We start from the raw sequence: 25,495 nt of genomic DNA, 5'->3' as shown, positions 1-25,495 counted from the left end.
TGACGGAAAAGACCGCCATCCGGGAAATGGCGGGCTTTCGCTCAAGACGCTGATTTCCAATGACAGCCGGAGCCTGTCGCTATCCCAGATCAAGGCACTGCCGCTGCCAGTTCATGAAGGCATCGACCGCACCTTCGTCGCGCGCCGCCAAGGCCTCCAACATGCCCCTCGAAGCGATCACCGAACCTTCGATCCCGAGATCCTCGGCGACCGAATTCCGCCGTTTCAAAAGCTCGTCCAAGCGCGAGTCGAAGTCCTTGTCGCGTCTCCGCCTGAGGCCACGCAGCCGGTGTGGATAATGCTCCTTGGAAACTTCCCGGGCGTCCTTGACCATGGCTTCGAACCGGCGGCGTCGATCAGGGCGATAATGGTGCGGCAGTTCCAGCCGCTTGTCATCGGCGAGCACCTGCGCCCAGTCGATCAGCTGCCGGTTGGTGGCCACCATGAAGGTCGGCCGGTCCCAGCGCATCGCCTCCTTGTCACGCCAGTACCAGAGCGCGTTGAGAAAATGAAGCCCGGCCCGGTCAAGGCGTCCCGAGCCCTGGATGCGCCAAGGATCATCCTTCGTCTCGTCCCTCTCCAAGACGCGCTCCTTGGCGACTTCACAGCTTTCGACGAACCACTCGTAGCGCCCCAGCTCCTTCAGTTCTTCGACGATCTTCTCCGCCATCGGCAGCAAATAGCGCACATCATTCAGCGCATATTCGATCATCTTCTCCGAAAGTGGCCGCTTGCCCCAGTCCGCCTTCTGCGACGATTTCGACAGCTTGACGTCGAAATAGTGTTCCACCAGATTCGCCAGTCCGAACTGACGCAGCCCGAGGAGCCTGACGCCGATCTGGGTGTCGAACACGTCGCCAGGCAAGGCGTCGAACTCGCGCCGCAGCATCGTCATGTCGTAGTCCGCGCCGTGCATCCACACCTCGCGGTCCCGCATGTAATCGACCAAGAGCTTCAGATCCTGAACCGCCAGCGGATCAATCAGCACGGATTGATCGTCCCAAGCGAACTGGATCAGGCAAAGCGATTCCCGGTAGCGATGAAGGCTGTCGGCCTCGGTATCGACGGCACAAACCTTCTGAGCGGACGCGGACTTGAGAACTTCGGCCAACTCCTCTTCGGAACTGACGAAGCCATCAATCCTCGCATCCATACATTCGTGATTTTTCCTCAACAACAATGCGCCCACCGCCCCGCTTCTCCGGCCGACCTCCGACCGATCATTCGTTGACGATCAGCTGCTGGCCACTGATCTTCGCAGTGACATTGGCCGCCTCCAGCGTATCGCGGCTGGTCACCGTCACGTGGGTGACGGTGTGAGTCGTCGCGTCACCGCCTCCATCCACGCCCGGAATCGTTTCCGGTACCGACTCAATCACCCAATCGGGACTGTTGCGATTCACCTTATAGACTCGGCCTGTCACCGTGTTGGTGATGATCAACTCATTGCGAAGATACACATCATAAGCGGTGTCGTAGGTAAAACTCACGGTTCCGTCCCCGTTCTGAACGGCCACCGGATCAATCGGGAATTCCGTTTCGTCCGTCGGATCCGTACCCATGGCCATCTCTGCGATGTTGCTGTAGCCATCTCCATCGAAATCATCACCCGGGCCCGTTAGGACCGTTTCGCCGGGGAAGTTCGTTACCCGATACGAAGGGTAGGTGATGACAAATCGGGCCTCTGCAAGGAAGATCCGCGCCGAGGTATCATAGGCAACCGAACTGGTTCCCAGGATGCGATCCAAACGAAGCGCCAGCACCACCTGCTCGCCTGGGTCGAAGAAATTCCCGGCAAGAACAAATTCCTGAGTAAAAACGGAGGGGAGCTGCAGGGGAACTCCACTCGGAGGAAACAAGACGAAGGGCAAGTAGTCATCCGCTTGTCGGGGCGGGGCTCCCACGGCCGGCCGTTGGTCGTAGTTGCCCAATGCCAAGGTGCGGAACGGATTTGCGGGATCCCGAAGAGGCAAGGTGTCGAGAACCATGAACCGCCATACATCAATACCCTGGAAGGTATTGCTCACGTCGTTCCCCTGCCAGGTGATGTGATTGGGAAGGTTGGGATCCAGCAAATAAAAGCCGTTCTCATCCCAAACCCCGGAATTGAAGTAAAAATCGTTTTGAGGGTAGCGATGGTGAGGACCAGCCCCTTCCGGCAGCTGGCGGTGGGCCACCGCCAGATTGAAGGTCTGCCCGGGGTGATCCAAAAACGGAAACTCGAACACGTATTGGCCCTCGACAATTTCCTTGTCCATCCGCTCCCACTCGAACGGACCCGCTCCATATTCACGAAGCGAGTTGTATTCGGTAACCTCGAATTGGTAGATTTGAGAGGTCAGGAGGTTGTAATAAACCAGCCAGCTGTCGTCCTTGAAGTTCGAATATGGGCGAGGGAGTTTTGAGGGAGGAGCCGCGACGATGGCGCATTCATCCTCCCGGTAAGGATCGATCAGCGAAGCGGGGGACACATTGGTCAACGAGAAGAATCCCATTTCGTCCAAGTTGCCATCGCCGTTCGCATCCCCACGGGTGATGTAGCCCGACGTGCCAAGAGGGCAAAGGATCGGATCATAACCTGCCGGATACCATTCCGGGAGTCCGGAGAGCCCATAGCAGCTTACCTTTTCCACCCCGCCGTCCCGCACCAGGATGTCGAGCGCACCGCGGCGGAAAACGGTCTGGAGAGGGGATGGACCCGACTGCAGAAATTCCTTGGCCCCTGTGAAGTTGAGCACGACCTGGCCTTCGGCCACCGTACAGGAAAGAGCTGCCGCAGCCGACAGAGCTGGAAGGAAAACAGAGGGTTTCATTGGCTGGGAAATTCCGATTTCGGGTAGGGGCTGGCAAGAGTTTTTCTCGGGCGAAACCTCATCGCAAACCCCGTAGAAGCAATTCTGCGTTGGTTTGCGTAGCTGCCAGGTTGGTCATCAGGGTTTCGATCGCCTCCCCCACGGGTAGCTGGGCGAGCTGGCGACGGATCTCAAGCACCTTCGCGAATTCATCGGGGTGGAACAAGCGGTCGTCGTTGCGGGTTCCACTTTGAGGAATGTGGATCGCCGGGAAAATGCGCCGTTCGGCCAGTTCGCGGTCGAGTTTCACCTCCATGTTTCCGGTTCCCTTGAATTCCTCGAAAATCACGTCGTCCATCCGGCTTTCGGTCTCGATCAACGCCGTCGCAAGGATGGTCAGGCTACCCCCTTCTTCCACATTCCGGGCATAGCCGAAGAACTTGCGGGACTGCTGGAGTGCCTTGGGACTGATGCCGCCGCTGCCGACGGGCCCTCCTTGGAGCGCCGAATTGTGGCCCCGCGCCAGCCGGGTGAGGCTGTCGAGGAGCAGGACCACGTCCTTTTTCATCTCCACGAGGCGCTGGGCGCGCTCGATCACGAGGTCCGCCACCTGGGCGTGCCGCTTGGCGGGCTCGTCGAAGGTTGAGGCGAAAACGGTGGCTCCGACAGTTTCCTCGAAATCGGTCACCTCCTCGGGCCGCTCATCAAGCAGCACGATCACCAGCTCGACCTCCGGATGATTGCTTCGGATCGCCTTGGCGATCTGTTTGAGAAGGATCGTCTTCCCTCCTCGGGGTGGAGCAACGATCAACCCCCTCTGGCCTTTGCCCAACGGAGCGACCAGATCGATCGCCCTGGGAGCCAGCGAGTCCGGACCCTTGCCTTCCAGCATCAGGCGCTCGTTCGGAAACAAGGGAGTCAGCTTCTCGAAATCCGGCCCCGCTTTGAAATCCGCCGCCGGGATCCCTTCAATCTCCAGGATCTCGGTCGCCGTCAGAAACTTGTCGCGCTCGCGAGGATTGCGGACTTTGACCTTCACCCGTTGGCCGGGCTTGATGCCAAACTCCCTCAACAGGTGCCCGGAAACGTGAATGTCGTCGGGAGAGGTGCGGAAGCTGCGAAGCGGATCCCTGAGCATGGCATAGTTCTCCTTCGCCTGCTCGATCACCCCCTCCCCGACCAATTCGGCCCCCTCCCGGGCTTGGAAACTCAGGAGATCAAACACCAACTGGGCCTTCGTTGGAGCGACCGCAAGGCGCCGCGGGAGTACCTCCGCCATGCTCTGGAGTTCCCCGAGCGGCTTGGCCCGGAATTCGTTGATATCCATCACAACCACAGGCTTTGCGGCCTCCGGCTCAGGGGTGGTCGTCGCGCTCGATTGGAGCGCCTCCTCGGCGTCATCGCTCATGTGGCAGCAGGGTATGAAGAAATCGCTCGATCTGGCCCGTCAACACCGACCTGGGTCCCTCGTTCCAGAACACCACGTCGGCAAGAAGCACCTTCCGCTCCATCGGCAGCTGGGCGGCGAGAATGGATGCGGCCAACCCGGTATCGAACCCGTCGCGGGCAGACAGTCGTTTCAACTGGGTCTCCCGGCTGACGGCAACGACCAGATTCAAATCCTGCCCGAAATCGAATCCGCCTTCGAACAGCAGAGGAACTTCGGCCAGAAACAGCGGCGCGCCCAGCTTGGCGGCCTTGGCTTGAACTTCAAGACATTCCTCTCGGACCTTTGGGTGGAGCAATCGCTCCAGATCCCTCCTCGCCGCGGCATCGCCGAAAACCCTCGCCCGCAACCCGCCCCGGTCCACGCCTTGCCCGTCCGCCGCGATGCAAGCCGGACCGAACTTTTCACCGATCTGCTCGATGACCGACCGATCGCCGCGCAGCAGTTCACGAACGGAAACATCCGAATCGAACCGGACCGCGCGGGCGCACAGGCGCACCATCTCGTCAGCCGCAAAGGATTTGCCGCTGGCGATGCCTCCGGTGAGGGCAAGGTTTTTCACTCCCGTATCGTCCCATAAAAGACGGGCGGAGGGAAACACCCCTCCGCCCGTGAATTTCAACCAATTGCAAGGCAGCTTACTGCGGCAGATCGGGGAGCATCGTCGGATTGCTCGGATCCATGCCCATCTCCGCCGGAGCGGCACTCGGGCCCCGATTGATCGGACGACCGGTCGCATCAATGATCTCAGCCGTCACGAAGATGATCAGGTTGCTCTTGATGTGATTCTCAGCCTTATTCTGGAACAGACGGCCAATGATCGGAAGGTCACCGAGAATCGGCACCTTGTCCTCGACGTTCTGCACATCCTCACGCATGAGGCCACCGACGGCGACGGTATAGCCGTCGAAGATCGTCAGCGCGGTGTTCACACTCCGCTTGGAGAAGACGGGCATCTCGATGCGGTTCTCGGTGATCACCACGGTGGTGGGATTGCCCAGAAGGTCGGTGGAGGGCGACTGGATCGGGCTGCCGTAGTTCACGAAGCCTTCGAACTCGACGATTTCGGGAGCGAAGTTGAGGTCGATCACGAAGTCGTTGGAACCGATGTTCGGCGCGATTTCAAGCGTCACACCGGTGTTCCGGGTTTCGAAGGAAGTCGGCGTCGCCGGAGTCACCGGGAACGAGGAGGAACCCCCGGTCCCGAACAGACCGCCGCCACCCAGAGTGGTGCCGGTGCCGACCGAGTTTGGAAGTTCCGGCGGCTCGTATTCCGTCGGGTAGATGAACTCGCGGATGATCTCGATGGTGGCCTTCTCACCCGAGCGTGCGGTGACGCTCGGGGCCGTCATCAGGTCGGTGCCCTTCTTCTGGCTCAGGCCGCGCATGATCAGCTGGACCTGACCGTCGGTGAACAATCCGGTCAGCGACAGGATGCCGGGGGCGACGCTTGCCGTTTCCGCGGAGCGGTTCGGATTGTTGAGCAGGGCCGCGATGCTGTCGCGATTGATCGCACCGTCGCCGGAGCGGTTGCTCGCTCCGATGATGTTCGAGACGTCCTGAGCGCTCGCTGCCGGAATCCCGGGAATGGCCACGCCGCCGATCGGGCTGAGGAAGTCCGCATTGGTGCGGGACTGACCGCTTCCCACCGTGCCGCCACCCAGGAACAGGTCGCGGGCATAGTTGGTGTTGAACGGAGTGAGGATCCAGTCGAAGCCCAACTCGTCGGTGTTCTCCTGCTGGACCTCGACGAACTTGGTCGAGATCTTCACCTGCTTCGGAGCCTTGCCGACCGTGTTCGAGACGATCTGCTCGACGAGGTCGAGGTTGGTGGGAGTGTTGCGGACGAGCAGCGTCGAATTGGCTGCAAAGAATTGCGCCGAGGCATCCGGCGGGAATTTCACGCCGTTCGCCTTGAGCGCATCCGTGATGCTCATGCGCGGGGCAAGCGAGCTGGCCCCCTCGTCACCTCCGGTGCTGAAGGGGTCATCCATGTTGGTGCCGCCACCCTCGCTGTCGCCACCACCGCTGATGCGGGCCAGGAAGTCAGGCGGAACATCGTAGGTGCGGGTGAACAGATCCTCGCCGACTTCGGTCGCGGGCTTGATGGTCACCGCGAAGTCATCGACCGACCAGCGCAGGCGGGTGGCCTCGCAGATGTAGGTCAGTGCCTCGGACAGCGGAACATTGCGCAGGCGCAGCTCGGCGATTCTCTGGGACCCGGGTGCGGCATCCGCACCCCCGCCTCCGGCATCGAGGCCGGCATCCGCCGTGCCACCACCCGAGCGGGGCTTGCGGATGAAGAAATTGACCCCCTTCTTGGTAGGATCGACCTCGGAAGTGTCCAGCTCGATCGAACGCACGCGGAGGTAGTCGATCGCCTCTTCAACCGAGGTATCCTCGAAGTCGATCACCGGAATGATGATGTTCTTCAATTTCTGGAGGATGTAGGTGGAGCCCGCCGACTTCTGCACCGGGCTTCCGGTGGTCACATCAATGGCCGGGGCTTCCGGCGGAACGGTGAGTTCCCATGCCTTGTCGACTTCCGCCAACAGCTCGGCGCGGGTGTGGTCGTAGGCGGCGCGATAGTAGCTCGTCTTGGCGGCAGCCACCCGCTCCATGCCACGGCGCGCGGCGGTGTTGTATTTATCGACGCGGAGCACCTGCTCATAGGCGTCGTGGGCTTCGTCGAACTGTCCGAGATCGTAGTAGCCTTGGGCCGTGTAGAGACCGCGGCGCACCTCGTCGATGTTCTTCGAGTGCTCCTCGGTGAGCGCCGGGTTGGTGCGGATCGGATCATCGATCCACTCCAGCTCGCGCTTGGCTTCGAAGTTGTTGGGATCGTCCTCCAGGACGTCGTTGAGCATGCTACGGGCTTCATCGTACTTCCCGAAGCGACGGTATTCCTCGGAAAGCGCCACCGCGGCATCGGCCAGCGAAGCTTTCAGGAAATCGCGCCGGTCGGAGAGCAGGGGAGCATCCGGCAGGAGCTGGAGGGCCTGGTTGTATTTGTCGTAGGCCTCCTTGTATTCCTGTTTGGCGTAGGCTTCTCGGGCTTCGTCGCGAAGCTGGTCGGATTCGGCGACTTGCTGCTGGCGACGGATCATCTCCTTCTCGGCAAGGCTGCTGTAGCCGCCGTAGGATCCCTCGCCTGCATGGGCCGCCGTCATGAAGACCGGCGTCACGGCGGCCGCTGCCAGAAGAGCGGCAACGGTCGTGCGATGCGGTAGCATTGGCGTTTTTTGCATGGTTGGTGCTTGGTTCTGCCGGCCACGCCGGCGTTTGGAAAGCGAATTTTTCCCCGTGGAAAGAAAGGCTCAGTGATTCGTCATTGACCGGATTACATTTCTGGCAGCCCCCCCTTGGGGATCTCCACCGACTGGGTCTGGTCACCGTCCTTCCATTCGACGACGATCTTTTCCGGAGTCACTTCCTTGAGATAGTAGTCCTTGTTAGCATCATCTGGAGGAAGCGCGAAATTGCGACGCTCTTCGACCTTGAAGGACTGGCCCTCCATGCCGAGGGCGCGCAGATCGAGGACCGCGGTCCGGTCGTATTCGGACAGGCCCTCATACTCCGCCCGAGGGAAGCGGGTCGGGAACTCGTAGACCATTCCCTTCTTGTTATCCTTCTGGTCCTCGATTTTCACAAACTCGACATCCTCGTCGATATTGAGGCGCTCGTTGCGAACTTTGCGGTTTTCGGTGCCAAGGAACTTGAAGCGGTTCACGAAGCGCTCGTCCCCCTCCTTGAAGAAGATGTCTCCTTCCTTGAGGGCGTCGGCAAAACCGACCCGCAACTTGACGGGCGGGCTCAGCACGGGCTCGCCGGCTTCCAGCTTCGGGGTCAGTTGTCCATTGATCGGCGTTCCCGGAATGATGATCCAGCGGAACGAATCATCCGTCACGTACGACAGCTTGGCGATCAGGGGCGGATGCTTGGCCGCATTGGTCGGATTGGTGTCCGCCTTGTATTCCTCGGCGTTGGTGAAGCCGTCATTGTCGTCGTCGCGCGAGGGCGAGTCCGCGTAGTTGAGCTTGGCCCCCCATTTCAGCCACCAGGCATTGGGGATCGGAGGATGGATGTCCTCGGCGGTCACCGGGTCGACGGGTTCGTTCGGATTATCCCGGCTGCCGTAGAGCGGCACGCCGACGAAGAGATCCACCGGGCGCGTTCCGCCTTCAAGATTCGGGGCCGGCACGGTGGCGGCCTGGACCTCGTGTTCGCTGGTCACCGAGGAAATGGTGGCCGTCACATCGTTGGCGATCGCCACATCGGTGGAATCATCCTTGGGTTGGCCGATGGAGGCACCGAAATCCTCCTGGGCACCGGCGTTCTTCATGAAACCGAACGCCACCAAGGCGAGGCCGGCGACGCCGCCGACGCCGAGCAGGATCTTTTCGATGTTTTTAGGAGCTTTGGACATGGGTCAGATCAAAAATCGGGTTGCTCAACCTTTCGGCGAGGTTTGCGGCTCGAGGAACTGGAGGACATCGATGCGCAGGAAGACGCGGATGTTTTCCGAACCAAGCACCTGTTTGAGGATCTCACCGCTGTCGACGGGCTCCTCGGGAACGGCGGCCTCCTCAGCCGGGGCTTCCTCCTCCGCCGCGGCATCGCCACCGCTGTTTTCCTCGGGGAATACGAAGCCGCCGCCGCCGAACGGATTGGCGTCCGCGGCCGGAGCCGCGGCAGCCGCCGCCTGCTCGAACTTGGCGTCGTTCGCGCTCGGCGCGGTCTCGCGCTCGTTCTTCACCCGCATGGTACGGACGACGTAGTAATACTTTTCGGAGTCATCCAGGGTCGACAAGAACTCACGCAGGCTGCCTTCCCGGCCGGAGAAGGTCACCTCGAAGGAATGAACGCGGAAGGCCTGGCCCTTGAGGTCGGACGCCTTGTTCACCTCCTCCGGCATGATCCGGCGGTAGACGTTGAGAAGCCTGGCCGGAGCGGATTCCGCAAGCTTCATGAACAGCTCCTCGCTGGCGCCGAGCTCATAGCCCAGCAAGCCGGTGATGTTCTGCTTCGGGGCCTGGTCGACATAACGGGCGAAGCCCAGGTAAAAACCGGGAGGCAGCTCGGTGCCGACCTGTTCGAACTTGCTCGAAACCCGCTTGGTGGCTTCCAGCAAGGTCGGGCTGAAGGCGGTCGGCGGAGTGTCCTCAAGGGTCGGGGCGCGGAACTTGTCGTAGGATTTCTGCAATTCCTCGACGCTGGTCTCGAAATCGGCGACGGCCTTTTCCTTGCCGCGGCGGTTTTCCTCGGTCGGCGGCGCCTTGGGGGCTTTCCAGCCATTGACGGTGTCGATGGATCGCACCGCCTTGTCATACTGCTCCTTGGCCGCCTTGTAGCGGGAGCCGCTCTGGAGGCCCCACCAGACGAGCGCGCCGGTCAGCACGACGGTGACGGTGCCCAGGATGATGGGAAACTTCTGCTCACTCATGTTTCAGGAAAAATCGGATTAACGGTAATCGATGGGTTCAGCCAGCGGCAGGACCAACTCGAAGGCCGCGGCGAAGGCACCCTCGGCGGGATCGGACTGCACGCTGGGGGCGATCTGGGAGGGCTCGAGCTTCTGGGCTTTGCCCTTGTTCTTGATCGTGAAGGTGAAGTGGCTGTTTCCGTCGTCGATGTTCTCCTGCAGGCGCTTGATCATCTCGAAGACAATGTTCGAGGTCACCCCCTTCTTGTTGAGCCAGTAGCCGCGCACGTGGATCGCGTTGACCTGGGCGGATGGCGCGGTCTTGCCGCGGGAGTCGCGGCCGGTCTCGACGGTGATGTCGTTGAGCGCCGACTGGCCGTAGGGCAGCGAGGGGAACTCGTCCTTGATCACCGGCTCACCGGTTTGCGCCTTGTCACCGAAAGGACTGTAGCCAGCCACCGGGCTGAAGTCCGTGAACCAGATCGCCTCGCTGGCGAAAGCCGTGCTCAGCTCGCGGTAGACGTCCGACCAGTAGTTCCGGGCCTCCTCGGCATTGACGTATTGGGAAGCGATCTTGCTCAGTGCCACTTCCTTGTCGGCCGCGTCCTTGATCGATTTGGCCAGCGGCTTGAGTTCCTCGAACTGGGCGTCGGCGCTGGCCGCCTGCTTCTCCGCCTTCGAAGCGGCCTGCATGCGGAACAGCCCCGCCAGCGCGGCACCGCCCACGAGCAGTGCGGCCGCACCGATCAGGAACGGCTTGCGCTTCTCGGCGGCACGAGCCTCGCCGACCTTGGTCGGGACGAGATCGATGTTGAGCTTGGATTTGCCGACGCCCCGCAGTCCGAGGCCGATCAGCTCACCCATCATGTGGGCTTCCTTCGATACGCGGTCCCCATCGACACCTTTGCCGAGGGAAATCGCCGCCAACGGATTGAAGTAGTCCACCGGCAGGCGGAGCTTTTCTTCGAAGAACTCCTTGGCGTACGGCAGGTTCACGCCGCCCCCGGCGAGGTAGACGTGCTTCGGGGCGTTGCCGTTGTGCTGGCTGCGGTAGTAGTTGGTCGTCCGCGGGATTTCCGTGGCCAGGCGGGTCATCGCGTTGCGGATGCTCATCGCCAGCGCCGCGGTGGCCTCGTCGAGTTGCTCGGTGTGGCCGCCTCCCAGAGCCACCAGGCCGTTCTGGGTTTTGTGGGCTTCAGCCTCCGAGAAAGGAACATCAAACTCCTTCGAGATCGCCGTGGTCACCGCCGAGCCGCCGACGGCCGCGCTGCGCGTGAAAAAGCGATCGCCCTCGATGTAAAGGAGATCGCTGGTCTTGGCGCCGACATCGATCAGGAGCACCGGCTCATCAAGCTGCGGGTAGGACGCTCGGAAGGCATTGTAGAGGGCCATCGGGGCCACATCCACCTCGGCGGTACCGAGCCCGGTGTCGTTGACACTCTCGTTGATCTCATCGAGGGCATCGCCCTTGATCGCCACGATCACGACCTCCTTTTCGCCCGCGGCTTCGAGGATTTCGTAGTCCCACACCACCTCGTCGAGCGGGAAGGGCACGTGCTGCTGGGCCTCGAAGGCGACCAGTTGCTCGACATCGTCGTCATCGAGCGGAGGCAGCTTCACGAAACGAATGAACACGGACTGGCCGGAGATCGAATAGCGGACCTTCCCCTTCACGCCGGCACGGCTGACGAGGGAGGAAATGGCGTTGCTGATCTGGGCGGCACGGACCGCCTCGGAGGCGGGATCCGCAAGGATGGACTCGGCATCGTAGGCCTTGAGGACCAGCGCGCCGGACTTCGAAGGCTCGAAGACCGCCATGCTGACCCGTTGGGTCCCGATGTTCAGGGCGATGGTGGACTGGTTGTCAGCCATAGTGGATCTTTTCTAAAAAACCGGTGGGTGGCGCGGAATGCCCGCGGCACGGGGGTGGGGTTCGAGGAAACTCAGCGCTCCTCCTCGATCTCGGCGTAGCGATCCCACCAGAAGTTCTTGAAGGGGGTCTGGTATTTGTTGAGGAGCGGGAACTGGTCGGTGCGGGAAAGGCTGCCAGCATTCCACCAGCCCGAGTCGAACTTGGTGGTCGCCTCGCCGACCTTCTGGCCATTGACCAGGACCTCCAGCGCCACCACCTCGATCGCCCCCTTCGAAGCACGATCCGCACCGGTCAGGCGCTTGAGCGTGTTGGGCGAAATGTAGACCGACGAGTAGAACTCCTCACCGACCGGGACATTGATGTGGTTGAGATCCGTGGTCAAAAGCACGTTCTTGCGCGTCGCCTTGTCCTTGACCGCCACGTACCATTTGACGGTCACTTCGTCGATGAAGCCGATCTCGTCCTGCTCCCGGGACATGGCCGGGATGGTGATGCCGGCCTCGACCTCCAGCCAATCCTTCGGCTTGAAGCTCTTGTTCTTGGTGCCCTCGAACTGGGGAGACGGCAGCGCGTCGAAGGTGGGTTCGGCGACGTCCGCCTTGGCCCGCTGGGCCTGGGCCATGCCGGCCAATCCGAAGACCGCGGCGAGGGCCATCGCGAGGAGGGGTTTCGAGGAGGGAAAAAGATCGGGTTTCATGAATCCTGAGGTTTTTTTGAGAACTAGAAGTTCACGCACCGCATTGACCAGATAAAAGGACGTTCTCGGAAGGAATTTTTGCGCGCGAAGCTACGTACTGCGACGCTTCTTGCCGATGGCGACCACGCACCGATTGACACCGTCATGCCGTCCGGGTTGGCTTGCCCGATGAACCGGTCCCCGCTTGAGCTTCACCGCCGCCGGCCGCTGGTCGTGGGCAGCATCGGCTCCGGCGAGGTGCTGGCCGGTCTCGACCCCGCGGACGTGGCATCGGCCTGCGACGTGGTCGAGATCCGCCTCGATCTCCTGAGCGCCAAGGAGCGACAAGCGCGCGGGTGGCGGGTTTTTGAAAAAATTCCGCTTCTTTTTACGGCCCGCCGGGCGTCGGAGGGCGGCGCCGGCGACCTTTCCGCCGAGCAGCGCGAGGCGATGCTGATCGATGTGATCGCCGAAGCTGCCGCCATCGACATCGAAGTGGCATCGATCCCCGAAATGGCCGGGCTGCGCATCAAATTGCATGACGCCGGCGTGCCGTGGATCGCCTCGTTTCACGACTTTAGGGGCGTGCCCGACCTCGCCCTCCTGCATGCGTCCCGCGAAAACGCGCGCAACAGCGGTGCGGCGGCCTTCAAGGCGGCCTTCGAGCTCGGGTGGCAGCTCGATTCGCTGCCGGCGCTGGCCCAGTTCGTCGCCGGCTCGGATTTTCCCACCTCGCTGATGGGCATGGGCCCCTTCGCGCCGATGTCGCGGGTGATGTTCGCCCAGCTCGGCTCGGTGCTCAACTACGGCTACCTCGGCGACACGCCGACCGCGCCCGGCCAATGGAGCGCCCGCCAGCTGCGCGAGGCCATCGCTTCGGTGAGTTGTTCGGCGACCTACGACCCGACACCGGCGGATCAATAGAATTTCTCCGGAATCTCAACGATGTCCCCCTCGTGCAGGAAGATCTTCTCCGGCGTCCCTATCACGAACTTCTCTCCCTGCCGATGGATCGTGATTTTTTTAACGTTGGCCTTTTCCGATAAGCCACCGGCAAGGGTGACGGCGGCCAGAAGCGGCATGTCAGAAGTAACCTGATAGGCACCGGGTTTGGCCACGCATCCCGACAAATAAACGGTGAAGCCTTCCTCGTCTGGGCCCATCTCAACCGCCGTCTTGGCAACGGTTTTCTCAATGCTGGAAAGCTGCGCCTCGATGCGCGTCAACCGCTCGTCCAGCTTCTGATAGGACGCGGTGTCCGTGCTCTTTTCACAAGCGGTGATAAGAGCCGCGACAGCAAAGGAAGCGATGAAGGGAGCTCGCATGGTCCCGGTGCGCAGCAATCCCGATGCCACTCCGTCAACCGATGATCTCCCGCGGCGCGTCGGGCAGGGCGTCGAGGAAGAGCTTGCCGTAGCGCTTGGTGAGGACGCGGTTGTCGAGCAGGCAGACGAGGCCCTCGTCACGCGCGGTGCGGATCAGGCGGCCGACGCCCTGGCGGAGCTTGAGGATCGCCTCCGGCACCGAGTAGTCCATGAAGGGATTTCCGCCCGCGGCCTCGAGCGCCTCGAGCCGCGCCTGGGTCAGCGGGTGGTCCGGCACGGCGAAGGGCAGGCGGGTGACGACGACGTTCGAGAGCGCCTCGCCGGGGACGTCGACGCCGGTCCAGAAGCTGTCGGTGCCGAACAGCACGCTGTCGGTTTCCTCGCGGAAAATCTCGATCATCTTGTGGCGCGGCATGCCCTCGCCCTGGACCAGCAGCCTCCAGCCTTCGAAGTCGAACTTGTCGCGCAGCGCGGTGGCCGCGTCGCGCATCATCCGGTAGCTGGTGAAGAGCACGAAGGCCCGCCCGCGGCTCATCGCGACCGCCTCACCGATCGCCTTGATCAGCGCCGAGCCGTAGTCGCGCGCGCTCGGCTCGGGCATGTTTTTCCAAATTTTCAGCTGCATCTGGCTGCGGTAGTCGAAGGGGCTGCCGATGCTGCGCGCGTGGACTTTCTCGGCACCGACCCGGCCACGGAACCAGCTCAGGCCGGGATCCCCCACCCCGAGCGTGGCGCTCGCCATGACGCAGGTTTTTCCCTCGCCGAAAAGCAGCGGCCGCAACCGGTCGGCCACGTTCACCGGCGCGGCGTGCATGGTGATGAGCGATTCGTCGCGACCCGACTTCGCCACCCAGTGGACCGAGGCCTCGTCGGCCTGATCGAGAAACGCGGTGATCGACCCGTGAGCCTCGCGCAGCCGGCGCGAGGCGTCCTGCAGCTCGCTGCGGCTCATCTCGTGCTCGGTTTCCGCGGCGATCGCATCGATGCGCTGCCACAGCTCGCGCAGCGGCCCGGCGGCGAGGTTCGGCACCACCTCGGGCTCGCGCACGCGCCATTCCTTCGACCACTGGCCGAAGCTGGCCGCGCCGCCGAGCGAGTCGAAGAGTTTCTCGGAGGCGATCAGCGCGTTCTCGACCGCTTGCAGCGCGGCGGCGTTGCCGTAGCCCTTGAGCAGGCCTTTTCTACGGCGTCCATCGTACAATCGCTGGAGGTCGAAGCGCAGGCCCGCCTGGCTGACCCGCAGGCCGAGCTGGACGGCGGCGACCTGCTCGACGGTGTGCGCCTCGTCGAGCACCGCGAAGTCGTCGGGAAACAAAAAGCCCGCCGTGCGGCCGTCCTCGGACAGCTCGCCGGTGTCCATCAGCGCGAAAAAGAGCGTGTGGTTCACCACCACCAGCCGCGCCTCGGCGGCTCGCTTGCGGGCTTCCTGGAAAAAGCAGTTTCCCCGCGGGCCGCAGTAGCGCGCGGTGCAGATGTGGGCCTCCGAGCAGACCTGCAGCCAGACCTTCATCGAGGGCTGGAAGTCGAGGTCGCTCAGCGTGCCGTCGCGGGTGGCTTCCGACCATTTCGCGATCGCCTCCAGCTCCTCGGCCTCGCCGGCGGTGAAGAGGTCGCGCGTCTGCTCGCGGGCGCGCTTGAGGCGGGCCGGGCAGAGGTAGTTGCCGCGGCCCTTCAGCAGCACCGCGGGCAGCTCGGCATCGAGCAGCTTGCGGACGATCGGGATGTCCTTCCGCACCAGCTGCTCCTGGAGGTTGATGGTGTGGGTGGAAATGATGCCCTTGCGGCCGGTCGAGAGCGCATGACGGGCGGCGGGCAGCAGGTAGGCCAGGGATTTCCCGACGCCGGTGCCGGCCTCGGCGACCAGCGACTCGCGGGCCTCCAGCGCCCGCGCCACGGCCACGGCCATTTCGAGCTGCTCGGGGCGGAACTCGAAGTCGGGCGATTTCGACAGCAGGCCGCCCGGGGAAAACGCGCGCGCGATTTCCTCGGCCAAGCCGCCCGGCGCCGCCTGCTCTCCCGCGAGTCCGATCATCCGGCGCCATTCCGCGCCGGGGCGGGCCGCGATCCAAGCGCGAAGTTGCCGCGACCTTTACAAGGCGTGCGATCCGGCCACACTTCCGCCCCGAGACCACCCATGCTCCGGCGATTTCTTCCCAGCATCCTGCTATTCGTGTGCGGCGCCGCTCTCGCGGCGGTGTGGGTGCCGCGGGAACAGGCGGCGGTGGCCGAGCATCTGGCGAGCTTTCCGGATGCGGATGGATCCATGCACCGGTTGCGGCCTCTGGTGCTGGCCGGGCTGTGCCTGCTGCCGGCTGTGGGAGCGCTCATCTACGGCTTCGCCGGCACCATGGCCCGCTACGTGACGCGCCAGTTCCTGGGCTTGCTCGGGGTGGCCTTTGCGGCCCTGGCGGTCATCTGGCTGCTGGTCGATTTCCAGGACAACCTGACGGAGATCCAGGCCTCCGGCCACGTCGGCCGCACGATGATCGCCCTCTACGCCGCGCGGCTGCCGGAAATGGTCACGCTGCTGCTCCCCTACGCCCTGCTGCTCTCGCTTCTCTTCAGCCTGGGCAAGCTTTCCGCCTCCCGGGAAATCGTTTCCATGATCCAGACCGGCCGCGGGCTGGCGCGCATCACCCTGCCCTTCCTGATGACCGGCCTGCTGGCCACGCTGTTCTGCATGGGGCTGGATTTCCACTGGGCTCCGGCCTCGGTGGCCAAGGAGCAACGCATCCTCGACCTCGCCCGCGGGCTCGATGAAACCGTCCCCTTCAGCGAACCCTTCCGCAACCCGCGGGTCCGCCGGACGTGGATGGTCGGCACCGTGCCGATCGGCTACATGAAAGGCGAGCCGCTGCAGGACGTCCGCGTGATCGAGGAAAACCCCGACGGCAGCCTGAAGAGCACCCTGGCCGCCGAGACCGCGAGCTGGCAGCCGGAGACCAAGCAATGGAGCTTCGCCGGCGCGAAGCTGCGCGAGATCACCGCCAACCAGCCGCCGAAGTTCGTCCACGACCTGCCCGAGCCCTATGTGGTCACCGGCTGGCGCGAAACGCCGGCGGAAATCGTCCAGCCCAGCCTGCCCGCCGACCAGCTCGGCATCCCGGAACTGGCGGGCTGGCTGCGGGCCAAGGGCTATGCCGCCCGCGCCCGGGCCAGCCACCGCACCCAGTGGCACCACCGCTTCGCCCAGCCCTTCAACTGCCTGATCATGGTCCTGCTGGCCACCCCGTTGGGGGTTGTCTTTTCCCGTCGTGGGGCCAGTGGCGGCGTGGCGCTGGCGGTGTTCCTTTCCGCCGGCCTGATGTTCGCCACCACCATCTCGCTGACCCTCGGCGATTCCGGCCACCTGCCGCCCTCCCTCGCCGCCTGGCTGCCGAACGTGCTGTTCGGGCTGCTGGCGGGATTCCTGTTCCAACGCCGCCTGGCGGGGCGACCGATCTATCAGACGATCCGCCGCCTGATTCCGAACGAAACCTGACGCGCGCCGCCTTTCCCGCCCATGCTCCAATCCTGGCACATCCGCTCCCGCTCGCGCCACTGCGCGCTTTCCGGCGAACCTTTCACGGAGGGCGAAACCATCGTCACCGCGCTGTTCCCCGACCCGGAATCCTCGGGCTATCTGCGGAAGGACTTCTCGCTCGCCTCGTGGGACGCGCGGGAGGAGGACGCGGCGGTGCCGTTTTCCTCGTGGCGCACCACCTACATCCCCCCGGAGCAGGAGGAAAAGGTGGACCCGATGAAGAAAGAGGATCCAGAAACGCTGCTCCGGCGCCTGGTCGATGAGGACGAGGAACACACCGAAAACGTCCGCTACATCCTCGCCGTGATGCTCGAGCGCCAGAAGCTGCTGCGCGAAACCGACGCCCAGCCCGTCCCCGGCGGCATCCTCCGGGTCTACGAGCACCGCAAGACCGGCGAGGCCTACCTGGTCCGGGATCCGAACATCCCGCTGAGCGAGGTCGAGAAAGTGCAGGAGGAAGTCATCATGCTCCTCGAGACCGGCGGCCGCCTGCCGGAAGCGGAAGCGGAGGCGGAAGTGGAGCCAGCGGAAGGCGAGCCAGAAGGGAAATAGGACTTATAAGACCTATGGGACCTATCCGACTCCACCGCCCCCAAGCCCGCCCCTGAAATGAAAAACCGCCCGCCCCGGTGAGGGACGGACGGCTCGGAGAGTCAGGGGCCGGCTCAGGCGGTCGGCACTTCCTCGATGGTCTTGAGGATACGCGAGGCGATCTGGTAGGGATCGCCCTGGGAATTCGGACGACGGTCCTCGAGGTAGCCCTTCCAGCCGTTGTTCTTGAAGCTGTGCGGCACGCGAATCGACGCACCCCGGTCGGCGATGCCCCAGGAGAACTGGTCGATCGACTGGGTTTCGTGCAGGCCGGTCAAGCGCAGGTGGTTGTCCGGGCCGTAGGCGGCGATGTGCTCGTCGCGGTTCTTTTCGAAAGCAGCCATGAGCTTGGTGAAGTACTCCTCGCCGCCGGTCTCGCGCATGAACTTGGTCGAGAAGTTGGCGTGCATGCCGGAACCGTTCCAGTCGCCGGTGATCGGCTTGCAGTGGTATTCCACGTCCACGCCGTAGCTTTCGCACAGGCGGTTGAGGATGTAGCGGGCGATCCAGATCTGGTCGGCGGCCTTCTTCGAACCCTTGCCGAAGATTTGGAATTCCCATTGGCCCTTGGCGACCTCGGCGTTGATGCCTTCGTGGTTGATGCCGGCATCGAGGCAGATTTCGAGGTGCTCCTCGACGATCTGGCGGGCGACGTCACCGACGTTCTTGAAGCCGACGCCGCAGTAGTATTCGCCCTGGGGATTCGGGTAGCCACCCTTCGGGAAACCAAGGGGCAGGCCGTCCTCGACGAGGAAGTATTCCTGCTCGAAACCGAACCAGGTGTCCGGATCGTCCGGAATGGTGGCGCGGGCATTGGTCGGGTGCGGGGTACCGTCCGGGAGGAGCACCTCGCACATCACCAGCGCGCCGTTGTTGCGGGTCGAATCCGGATAGACGGCCACCGGCTTGAGCACGCAGTCGGAGCTGTGACCTTCGGCCTGCCGCGTCGAGCTGCCGTCGAAGCCCCACAGCGGGAGATCTTCCAGGCTGGGGAAGCTGTCGAATTCCTTGATCTGGGTCTTTCCGCGGAGGTTCGGGACGGGCGTGTAACCGTCGAGCCAGATATACTCCAATTTGAACTTGGGCATCGTTGTTGGTTGGTTTGGTAGTTGGATGGACGTTGAGTCGCGTGGACGCATGGGAAACCCGGCATCCTTGGGGGACGACGCGCTTCCCGCACAGGCAAGGAGCACATAACGGGCCACCGGCAACCGAGAAACCAAAATTTTTCGCTAGAGTGACATTCGGCCGCGACCCAGCCTTGAGCCCGCCCATGGAAGTTCCGGACGCCACCTTTTCCTCACTGCGCTGGTCCGGACGGACCGATGTCGGACGTTTCCGGAAAAACAACGAGGACGCGTTTCTGGCGCTGACCTTCGACGCCCAGGAGGTCCGCTACCTCGGCAAGGAAGGCGAGGGCTCGATGGCCGGGGCCGACTACCTGTTCGCGGTCAGCGATGGCATGGGCGGCGCCAAGGCGGGCGAGGTCGCCAGCCGCATCGCGGTGGAAAAAATCACCCGCCTGCTGCCCGCCAGCTTCCAGCTCGGAGCCTCGCGGATCGATTCCGGCTTCACCGACGTGCTCGGGGAAGTGTTCGCCCGCACCCACGAGTCGCTGCTCGAGCTGAGCCACCATTACGAGGAGTGCCGCGGCATGGGCGCGACGCTCAGCCTTTGCTGGTTCATGCCCGGCTGGATGGCCTTCGGCCACGTCGGCGACAGCCGCATCTACTACCTGCCGAAGGACGGCGAAATGGTCCAGGTGACCCACGATCACAGCTACGTCGGCCGGCTTTTGCGCCGCGGAACACTCAACGAGCGGCAGGCCAGGACGCACCCGCAGCGCAGCATGCTGGACCAGGTGCTGGGCGGAAAAACCCGGGAGCTGGAGCCCCAGATCGGCCGTGTCGGCTGGGCGGCGGGCGATCGTTTCCTGATCTGCTCCGACGGCCTCTGCGACGGCCTGTGGGACCGCCGGATCGACGAGATGGCGCGCGGTGAATTCGACATCAGCCGCCTGATCGACTACTCCGTGTCCGAGTCCGGCCGGGATAACACCACCGCGATCCTGATCGAAGCGCTCTGAAGCCCGCGGTTTGCGGAGCGGGCGAACATCGGCATGTTGGCCAAGCGCCCGCTCCCTGCCGGAGGGGGTCACGGCTTTTCCACCCATGCATGGTCCCCGCGTTTACGCCCGCCGCTTCGCCACCTGGCTGAGCCTCCGTCATCCCCGGCTGGCCCGCGCCCTCGGCTTCGCTCACGCCCGGCGCCGCCCGCTGTTCCGCGTCCTGCAGCTGATCATGCACGTGATCGGCTTTTTCATGTCGATCTCCGCCGTCATGGACACGCGCACCTCGCAGGGGGCGATCGCCTGGGCGATCTCGCTCAATACCTTCCCCTTCGTCGCGGTGCCGGCCTATGCGGTGTTCGGCGATGGCGACTTCAGCTCCTACATCGCCACCCGCCAGGCCGGGCTGGAGGAGGTCCGCCCGATGGCCGAGCGGCTGGTCCAATCGATCGACGAGGCCGAGGTCGCCCGCACCGACCTGACCGGCCTGATGGGCACCCTTTCGAACCTCTCCTCCATGCCGGTGACCTTCGGCAACACCGCCGAGCTGCTGGTCGATGGCGAGGAGACTTTTCCCGCCATCTTCGAAGCCATCGATTCCGCCCAGGCCTACATCCTCGTCCAGTTCTACATCATCCGCGCCGATGACACCGGCCGCGAGCTGGCCCGGCGCCTGATCGAAAAAGCCCGGGCAGGCGTCCGCGTCAAGGTCCTCTACGACGACTATGGCTGCCTCGGACTCTCCGACGACTACCTCGCCGCCCTGCGCGAGGCCGGCATCGAGGTTCAGCCCTTCCTGAACCTCGTCGGCGGCGCCAACCGCTTCCAGCTCAACTTCCGCAACCACCGCAAGCTGGTCATCGTCGATGGCAAAACCGCCTTCGTCGGCGGCCTCAACGTGGGCGACGAATACCGCGGCCTGCACGCGCGGCTTTCGCCCTGGCGGGACACCCACATGCGCCTCACCGGACCCGTGGTGACCTGCCTGCAGGTGCCCTTCGCCGAGGACTGGCACTGGGCGACCGGACAGATGCTCACCGACCTGGACTGGTCCATTTCCCAGCGAAACGAAGGCGACGCCCGTGGGCTCGAGGCGGTCAGCATTCCCACCGGCCCCGCCGATCCCATGGAGACCTGCTCACTCACCTACCTCGCGGCCATCAGCGCGGCCAAGGAGCGGATCTGGATCGCCACGCCCTACTTCGTGCCGGACGAGCCGATCATCCAGGCCCTTCAGCTCGCCGCCCGCCGCGGGGTGGAGGTGCGCATCCTCATGCCCGAGCTTTTCGACAGCAAACTGGTCGAGTTTTCCTCCTACTCCTACATCGGCGAGCTGGAAATGGCCGGCGCGGAAATCCGCCGCTATCAGGACGGCTTCATGCACCAGAAGGTCATGCTCGTGGACGACGATTTCTCCCTGATCGGCAGCGCCAATTTCGACAACCGCTCGTTCCGCCTCAACTTCGAGCTCCAGGTCGGCATCCTTGATCGCGGCTTCGCCGGCAAGGTCGAGGACATGCTGACGGCGGACTTTCTGAGGAGCCGTGCCACCTCCGCTCACGATCTGGCGGAGAAATCGATGCCATTCAAGGTCGGCGTGCGGGTCGCCCGCCTCCTGGCTCCCATCCAGTAAGACCGCGGATTGCACTGCGAATTGCAACTTCACACCCATTCCGTGCAAGTTGCTTATTATTTCTCGATTTTTCGGCGCATCGCCCGGCCCCACCAATCGGAGTCTTTCACTGGACTTCAGATACTTGCAACAGACTCCGGCCCGCTGGTATGTGCCCTGCGAAAACGATCGGCGTTATGAAACCAAACCTGATTCATGGTCTCAGTCTTGCCGCCGTTTCTGCTTTTGCCCTCACCTTCGCCGCTTGCGATGTGGACAAGGTCGAGGACGGAGAACTCCCCGATGTGAAAGTCGAAGGGGAAACCAAGCTTCCCAAGTATGACGTCGAAGGACCCGACGTGAAGGTCGAGAAGAAGAAGGTGGAAATGGAAGTTCCCACCATTGATGTCGACCTCCCTGAAGAAGAGGACAACGAAGCTCCGGCGACGGAGCCGAACACGGAGCCCAACGACAACCAATAACCCCACCAGCATATGGCCACTCCCACCACCTCCACCGGTGCGAGCAACAAGCTGCTGCTCGCCATCATCGCCATCTTCCTGCCGCCGCTTGCCGTGGCGCTGAAAGAGGGCCTCACCGGAACCTTCTGGCTCAACCTCGTCCTGACGCTGATCTTCTTCATCCCGGGGATAATTCACGCGCTTCTGGTCGTGCTGTAAGCCGCTATGAAATCGCGGGCCCCACCGGGTCCGCGATTCTTTTTCCCATGGGCCTCCATCGCTCCAGCCGCCTGCTCCGCATGACCGCCGTCGGGGCGGGTTTCGTCCTGCCGGCCATCGCCGCCAAGCTCGCCCGGATGGGCGCGGGATCGCTCTACCGGCGGGTTTCGAAAATCGATCCGCCCCGCAATCCGGCCCGCGTCGATGTGAGCTGGAAGGAGGCCATCGCCTGGACCGCGCTGGCCGGCGTCACCGGAGCCTTCGCGCGGCTCGTCGCCCGCCGCTCCTTGCCACTCATCGGCCTGCCGGCGGAGGGATACGACCTCGAAGACGAGGCCGACGCCCTCGACTGATCACTTTTTCCCGGCCGCCTCGAGGTCCGCCACCGTCCAGGGCATGAACTTGCGCTCGTCCACCTGTGGGCGGAGCTCCAACAGCTGCCCGGGCTTCACCGCGGCCTCGTCGAGCCCGCCGAATGCCCGGCGCACGTAGCTGGCGATCGCCGCCAGATCCTCGTCCGAGGCGTGACTGTGACCCGGCATGGCGCTCTCGTATTTCTCGCCCTTCACGGTGATCGGCCCCATCAGGCCGCCGAGCATGATCCGCAGCATGGTGTCGAGGTCGCCCTTCACCCACTCGGATCCCGCCAGCGGCGGAAAAGTCCCCGCCACCCCCTTGCCGTCCGACTGGTGGCATTCGATGCAGGTCTTTTCGTAGAGCCCCTTGCCCTTGACCAGATGAGGCGGCAGCTCGGGCTGCTTCGGTTTCGGCGTCGGCTTTTCGCCCAGCGCGGCAATCAGCTCGGAGCGGTCCGGTTCCGGCATCGGATCCAGGGCGGAAATGAGTGCGGGATCGATCTCGCCGCCGGCCAGCTTCGTCGCCACCTGCTTGAGCGTGGTTTTCGCCCAAAACTCGGCACCCTGGTAGTCCGCGGCCGCAGCCTTGAGCACCGCCGCCCCTTGGCGGAGCATGGCCAGCGTGGCGGCATCGCGCTCGATGTCATCGGCGAAGTTGCCGTCCTTCACCGCGAACCACAGCGCGAGGGCGACGTCGTCGTTTTCCGCCGCATCGGCGATCACGTTGAAGATCCGCAACCGCTCGCGCGGCGTGCTGACCTGGCCGATCACCTGAGGCAGGCCGGCGAGGAGAGATGGATCACGCGGATCGATCGCCTCGGCGGCTTGCAGACGCACGCCCCCGTCGCCATGGCCCATCGCGGCCAGCAGGGCGTTCTTTGCCTCATCGCCAGGCAGGCCGGCCAGCACGCGGACGGCGTGGTATGCGCCAAGCGGCCGGTCGAGGCCTTCCGGCGTGGCATTGAGCTGGAGCAGCGAAACGAGCGTCGGCACCGCGTCGGCCTTGCCGCGCTCGATCAGCAGGCGCTGCGCCTCGAGGCGGAGATCCTGCGAGGGCGAATTCAGCTGGCGAGCCAGTTCGAGCGGTTCGTCGACCGACAGCACCGGGATCTTGCGGACCGGCTTGTCGATCGGCACCACGCGCCAGATCCGGCCATGTTCGCGGTCGCGCAGCGGGGTGACGTAGGCGTTTCCTTTCCCCGGCCCGGTGCCGCCGGTGTGGAAGGGACTGTGCGGGTAGTCGTAGCCCCGGGCCGGATTCCAGAAGCGGAACACGACGTTGTGCTGGATGATCGGGTTGTACCAATCGGCGATCCACACCGCGCCGTCCGGCCCGGGCCGGGCGACCACCGGCGAGCTCCAGGCATCGGCGCTGGCGAACAGGTTCTGGCCGCGCAGGTTGGTGGTCTTGATCGAGCCCTTGTCGGTCACGCGGCCCATGGCGACCAGGTGGCCCGTCGGCTCGCAGATCAGCGCGGTATCCTTGGGGATGATCCCGGTGCCCAACACGGTGTCGTTGTAAAACATGTGTCCGGCGGCGGCCGTGTATTTCTCGATCTGGTCGACCTGCGTAATGTCGTCCGTGTTCGGATACATGAACGGCTGATCGTCGAGCTGCGGCGTGCGCGGCTGCTCCATGCCGCTGCCGGCGTAGGCGCGGCGGGGGATGGACACCATCCACGACGGGTTGTTGTTGGCCGTGGAGCCGAAAACCGAGCCGTCCTCGAGCAGGCCGATGCCCCAGGTGTTGTTGGTGGTCGGCTGGATGAAATCGAGCCGCGACAGGTCCTGCCGGAAACGAAAGGTCCCCTGGCCGAACTTTTTCTGCTTCCCGGCCACCTGCATGTCGATGCCGCTGTAGCCGACCGTCGCATGAATCCAGCCGTCCATGGCATAGATCATGTGCGACATCGAGGCGTGGGTGTCGCCCATGTGGATGCCCGAGCCGAGCACCTCGCGCTTGTCGGCCTTGTCGTCGCCATTGGTGTCGCGCAGGAAAACCAGCTCCGGTCCGTCGGTGGCGATCACGCCGTCGCGGTGGAAGACGATGCTCGTGCAGTGCCGCAGGCGGTCGGCGAACACGATCATCTTGTCCGCCTTGCCGTCGCCGTTGGTGTCCTCGAGGATCTTGATGCGGTCCTCGCCCTTGCCCTCTTCCATCGGCACGTCGTTCGGATAATCCAGCGCCTCGACCACCCAGCAACGACCGCGCGGGTCCCAGTCGAGCGAGATCGGGTTCACGATCATCGGCTCACAGGCAAAAAGCTCCAGTTTCGTGCCCACCGGCACCTGCGCATGGCGGGCGCTGCCATACGGGGTGAGCGGCTCCTGCAGCTGCATCATCGGAATTTCCGGGTGTGCCCGGTCGCGCTTGCGGACGCGCGGCTCGTCGAGCGTCAGCTCCGGCATCTCGTATTTCGCGAACAGGTTGGCGGTCTTTTCCCCCACCGCCCACAGGATCCCGCGTGCCACCAGCTCCTGGTAGGCCGGGTTTTTCCAGGTCCGCAGGTCGTGGCCGCTGGCGGTGTAGAAAACCCGGCCCTTGCCCTCGCTGCGCAGCCAGGTCCACGGCTCCGGCTTCGTTTCCCCGGCATTGATCGGCGGCCGCACCTGGAGCAGATGGCGGTCATCGGTCAGGTCCTGGTGGACATAGGTTTCATCCCAGGCTTCCAGCTTCGGCAGGTCGCGGGTGATCGGGTGGCGCTTGTCGACGTTCTCGGGCGCGAACACATGACCCTCGTGGCTTTTGAATTTTCCGCCCACCAGCGCGAACCAGCCGGGCGAAGGATGGAAGCATCCGCAGGCACTGTGCAGCGCCACCAGGCCGCCGCCATTCCTCACCCACGGCAAAATCGCCGGCGGCACCGCATCCTGCTCGTGGTTGGCGTATACAAGAAGTGCATCGTAGTGTTCAAGAACCTCGGTCCGCATATCTCCGAGATCCTCCGTGAAAGTGAGATTATATCCGCGCGGGCCCAGCGCCTGCTTGAGGTAGCGGTAGCGCTCGATCGGGTTGTGGCCTCGGTCATCGCCCAAAAACAGGACTTCCAGGCGCCGCGGACGGTCGTTCTGAGCCATCAAGGATGACAAAAGCAGAGGAATGAGCAGGATAACTCGAAGCATGTTGCAG

21 protein-coding genes are annotated in these 25,495 nt (G+C 63.6%); 8 read left to right on the top strand and 13 right to left on the bottom strand.

Annotated elements, in window-relative coordinates:
- Positions 1-79: 79 nt before the first annotated feature.
- The 9 genes from ABXH26_RS03585 to ABXH26_RS03545 all read right to left on the bottom strand — a co-directional run bounded on the left by ABXH26_RS03585 (position 80) and on the right by ABXH26_RS03545 (position 12,231).
- Positions 80-1,189: a ribonuclease D gene (locus ABXH26_RS03585; RefSeq protein ID WP_353565664.1), complete on the bottom strand. Its 1,110-nt coding sequence runs from the start codon at positions 1,187-1,189 to the stop codon at positions 80-82.
- 31 nt (positions 1,190-1,220) lie between these two features.
- Entirely contained in the window at positions 1,221-2,813 is a 1,593-nt protein-coding gene (locus ABXH26_RS03580) for a hypothetical protein (RefSeq protein ID WP_353565663.1), read from the bottom strand.
- A 58-nt stretch (positions 2,814-2,871) separates the two neighbouring features.
- Positions 2,872-4,200, bottom strand: a complete 1,329-nt coding sequence (gene rho / locus ABXH26_RS03575) for a transcription termination factor Rho (RefSeq protein WP_353565662.1) — start codon at positions 4,198-4,200, stop codon at positions 2,872-2,874.
- Positions 4,190-4,840, bottom strand: coding sequence for a dephospho-CoA kinase (gene coaE, locus ABXH26_RS03570; protein WP_353565661.1), 651 nt, complete (start codon positions 4,838-4,840; stop codon positions 4,190-4,192). Before coaE ends, rho begins: the two co-directional genes overlap by 11 nt.
- Before the next feature lie 37 nt (positions 4,841-4,877).
- Entirely contained in the window at positions 4,878-7,487 is a 2,610-nt protein-coding gene (locus ABXH26_RS03565; RefSeq protein ID WP_353565660.1) for an Amuc_1098 family type IV pilus outer membrane protein, read from the bottom strand.
- 92 nt (positions 7,488-7,579) lie between these two features.
- Positions 7,580-8,665, bottom strand: coding sequence for an Amuc_1099 family pilus-like system protein (locus ABXH26_RS03560; RefSeq protein WP_353565659.1), 1,086 nt, complete (start codon positions 8,663-8,665; stop codon positions 7,580-7,582).
- A 24-nt stretch (positions 8,666-8,689) separates the two neighbouring features.
- Positions 8,690-9,682: an Amuc_1100 family pilus-like protein gene (locus ABXH26_RS03555; protein ID WP_353565658.1), complete on the bottom strand. Its 993-nt coding sequence runs from the start codon at positions 9,680-9,682 to the stop codon at positions 8,690-8,692.
- An 18-nt stretch (positions 9,683-9,700) separates the two neighbouring features.
- Positions 9,701-11,533 carry an Amuc_1101 family PilM-like pilus complex protein gene (gene mul2B / locus ABXH26_RS03550; RefSeq protein ID WP_353565657.1) on the bottom strand — a complete coding sequence of 611 codons (1,833 nt, stop codon included), beginning with the start codon at positions 11,531-11,533 and terminating at the stop codon, positions 9,701-9,703.
- A 71-nt stretch (positions 11,534-11,604) separates the two neighbouring features.
- Positions 11,605-12,231, bottom strand: coding sequence for an Amuc_1102 family pilus-like protein (locus tag ABXH26_RS03545; RefSeq protein WP_434783417.1), 627 nt, complete (start codon positions 12,229-12,231; stop codon positions 11,605-11,607).
- Between the two features lie 168 nt (positions 12,232-12,399).
- On the opposite strand from ABXH26_RS03545, the gene ABXH26_RS03540 reads away from it, so the two are divergent.
- Positions 12,400-13,134, top strand: a complete 735-nt coding sequence (locus tag ABXH26_RS03540; RefSeq protein ID WP_353565656.1) for a type I 3-dehydroquinate dehydratase — start codon at positions 12,400-12,402, stop codon at positions 13,132-13,134.
- On the opposite strand, the gene ABXH26_RS03535 is transcribed toward ABXH26_RS03540, so the two are convergent.
- Positions 13,128-13,565: a polysaccharide biosynthesis/export family protein gene (locus tag ABXH26_RS03535; protein WP_353565655.1), complete on the bottom strand. Its 438-nt coding sequence runs from the start codon at positions 13,563-13,565 to the stop codon at positions 13,128-13,130. The genes ABXH26_RS03540 and ABXH26_RS03535 overlap by 7 nt on opposite strands.
- Before the next feature lie 4 nt (positions 13,566-13,569).
- Positions 13,570-15,567, bottom strand: a complete 1,998-nt coding sequence (locus ABXH26_RS03530; protein WP_353565654.1) for an ATP-dependent DNA helicase — start codon at positions 15,565-15,567, stop codon at positions 13,570-13,572.
- A 102-nt stretch (positions 15,568-15,669) separates the two neighbouring features.
- Between ABXH26_RS03530 and ABXH26_RS03525 the strand changes: the two genes are divergently transcribed.
- Positions 15,670-17,016, top strand: a complete 1,347-nt coding sequence (locus ABXH26_RS03525) for an LptF/LptG family permease (RefSeq protein WP_353565653.1) — start codon at positions 15,670-15,672, stop codon at positions 17,014-17,016.
- 21 nt (positions 17,017-17,037) lie between these two features.
- Entirely contained in the window at positions 17,038-17,610 is a 573-nt protein-coding gene (locus ABXH26_RS03520) for a hypothetical protein (RefSeq protein ID WP_353565652.1), read from the top strand.
- 113 nt (positions 17,611-17,723) lie between these two features.
- Here ABXH26_RS03520 and ABXH26_RS03515 read toward each other — a convergent pair whose 3' ends face one another.
- Complete coding sequence (locus ABXH26_RS03515) at positions 17,724-18,737, bottom strand: glutamine synthetase beta-grasp domain-containing protein (protein WP_353565651.1); 1,014 nt, start codon at positions 18,735-18,737, stop codon at positions 17,724-17,726.
- A gap of 185 nt (positions 18,738-18,922) precedes the next feature.
- Between ABXH26_RS03515 and ABXH26_RS03510 the strand changes: the two genes are divergently transcribed.
- From ABXH26_RS03510 to ABXH26_RS03490, 5 genes are all read left to right on the top strand, one after another.
- The gene (locus ABXH26_RS03510; RefSeq protein WP_353565650.1) at positions 18,923-19,735 is read left to right on the top strand and encodes a PP2C family protein-serine/threonine phosphatase; all 813 of its coding nucleotides are present in this window, start codon (positions 18,923-18,925) and stop codon (positions 19,733-19,735) included.
- An 85-nt stretch (positions 19,736-19,820) separates the two neighbouring features.
- Entirely contained in the window at positions 19,821-21,350 is a 1,530-nt protein-coding gene (gene cls / locus ABXH26_RS03505; RefSeq protein ID WP_353565649.1) for a cardiolipin synthase, read from the top strand.
- Between the two features lie 176 nt (positions 21,351-21,526).
- The gene (locus tag ABXH26_RS03500) at positions 21,527-21,811 is read left to right on the top strand and encodes a hypothetical protein (protein ID WP_353565648.1); all 285 of its coding nucleotides are present in this window, start codon (positions 21,527-21,529) and stop codon (positions 21,809-21,811) included.
- A 12-nt stretch (positions 21,812-21,823) separates the two neighbouring features.
- Positions 21,824-22,009, top strand: coding sequence for a YqaE/Pmp3 family membrane protein (locus ABXH26_RS03495; protein ID WP_353565647.1), 186 nt, complete (start codon positions 21,824-21,826; stop codon positions 22,007-22,009).
- Positions 22,010-22,056: 47 nt separating this feature from the next.
- Complete coding sequence (locus tag ABXH26_RS03490; RefSeq protein WP_353565646.1) at positions 22,057-22,362, top strand: DUF4235 domain-containing protein; 306 nt, start codon at positions 22,057-22,059, stop codon at positions 22,360-22,362.
- Here the strand turns inward: ABXH26_RS03490 and ABXH26_RS03485 are convergent, their stop codons facing one another.
- Complete coding sequence (locus tag ABXH26_RS03485; protein ID WP_353565645.1) at positions 22,363-25,443, bottom strand: PVC-type heme-binding CxxCH protein; 3,081 nt, start codon at positions 25,441-25,443, stop codon at positions 22,363-22,365.
- Between the last annotated feature and the right edge of the window lie 52 nt (positions 25,444-25,495).

The organism is Haloferula sargassicola (assembly GCF_040362925.1).
GTDB lineage: Bacteria > Verrucomicrobiota > Verrucomicrobiia > Verrucomicrobiales > Akkermansiaceae > Haloferula > Haloferula sargassicola.
This window is presented reverse-complemented; position numbering and strand designations above follow the sequence as displayed.

Excerpts from the sequence above, each read along its gene's own strand:
- ABXH26_RS03515 (WP_353565651.1), bottom strand. The coding sequence starts at position 18,737 with ATGCCCAAGTTCAAATTGGAGTATATCTGGCTCGACGGTTACACGCCC.
- ABXH26_RS03500 (WP_353565648.1), top strand. The coding sequence starts at position 21,527 with ATGAAACCAAACCTGATTCATGGTCTCAGTCTTGCCGCCGTTTCTGCT.
- ABXH26_RS03560 (WP_353565659.1), bottom strand. The coding sequence starts at position 8,665 with ATGTCCAAAGCTCCTAAAAACATCGAAAAGATCCTGCTCGGCGTCGGC.
- cls (WP_353565649.1), top strand. The coding sequence starts at position 19,821 with ATGCATGGTCCCCGCGTTTACGCCCGCCGCTTCGCCACCTGGCTGAGC.
- ABXH26_RS03555 (WP_353565658.1), bottom strand. The coding sequence starts at position 9,682 with ATGAGTGAGCAGAAGTTTCCCATCATCCTGGGCACCGTCACCGTCGTG.
- ABXH26_RS03545 (WP_434783417.1), bottom strand. The coding sequence starts at position 12,231 with ATGAAACCCGATCTTTTTCCCTCCTCGAAACCCCTCCTCGCGATGGCC.
- ABXH26_RS03485 (WP_353565645.1), bottom strand. The coding sequence starts at position 25,443 with ATGGCTCAGAACGACCGTCCGCGGCGCCTGGAAGTCCTGTTTTTGGGC.
- ABXH26_RS03525 (WP_353565653.1), top strand. The coding sequence starts at position 15,670 with ATGCTCCGGCGATTTCTTCCCAGCATCCTGCTATTCGTGTGCGGCGCC.
- ABXH26_RS03490 (WP_353565646.1), top strand. The coding sequence starts at position 22,057 with ATGGGCCTCCATCGCTCCAGCCGCCTGCTCCGCATGACCGCCGTCGGG.
- ABXH26_RS03520 (WP_353565652.1), top strand. The coding sequence starts at position 17,038 with ATGCTCCAATCCTGGCACATCCGCTCCCGCTCGCGCCACTGCGCGCTT.
- ABXH26_RS03540 (WP_353565656.1), top strand. The coding sequence starts at position 12,400 with ATGAACCGGTCCCCGCTTGAGCTTCACCGCCGCCGGCCGCTGGTCGTG.
- ABXH26_RS03510 (WP_353565650.1), top strand. The coding sequence starts at position 18,923 with ATGGAAGTTCCGGACGCCACCTTTTCCTCACTGCGCTGGTCCGGACGG.
- ABXH26_RS03530 (WP_353565654.1), bottom strand. The coding sequence starts at position 15,567 with ATGATCGGACTCGCGGGAGAGCAGGCGGCGCCGGGCGGCTTGGCCGAG.
- ABXH26_RS03565 (WP_353565660.1), bottom strand. The coding sequence starts at position 7,487 with ATGCAAAAAACGCCAATGCTACCGCATCGCACGACCGTTGCCGCTCTT.
- ABXH26_RS03580 (WP_353565663.1), bottom strand. The coding sequence starts at position 2,813 with ATGAAACCCTCTGTTTTCCTTCCAGCTCTGTCGGCTGCGGCAGCTCTT.
- mul2B (WP_353565657.1), bottom strand. The coding sequence starts at position 11,533 with ATGGCTGACAACCAGTCCACCATCGCCCTGAACATCGGGACCCAACGG.
- rho (WP_353565662.1), bottom strand. The coding sequence starts at position 4,200 with ATGAGCGATGACGCCGAGGAGGCGCTCCAATCGAGCGCGACGACCACC.
- ABXH26_RS03495 (WP_353565647.1), top strand. The coding sequence starts at position 21,824 with ATGGCCACTCCCACCACCTCCACCGGTGCGAGCAACAAGCTGCTGCTC.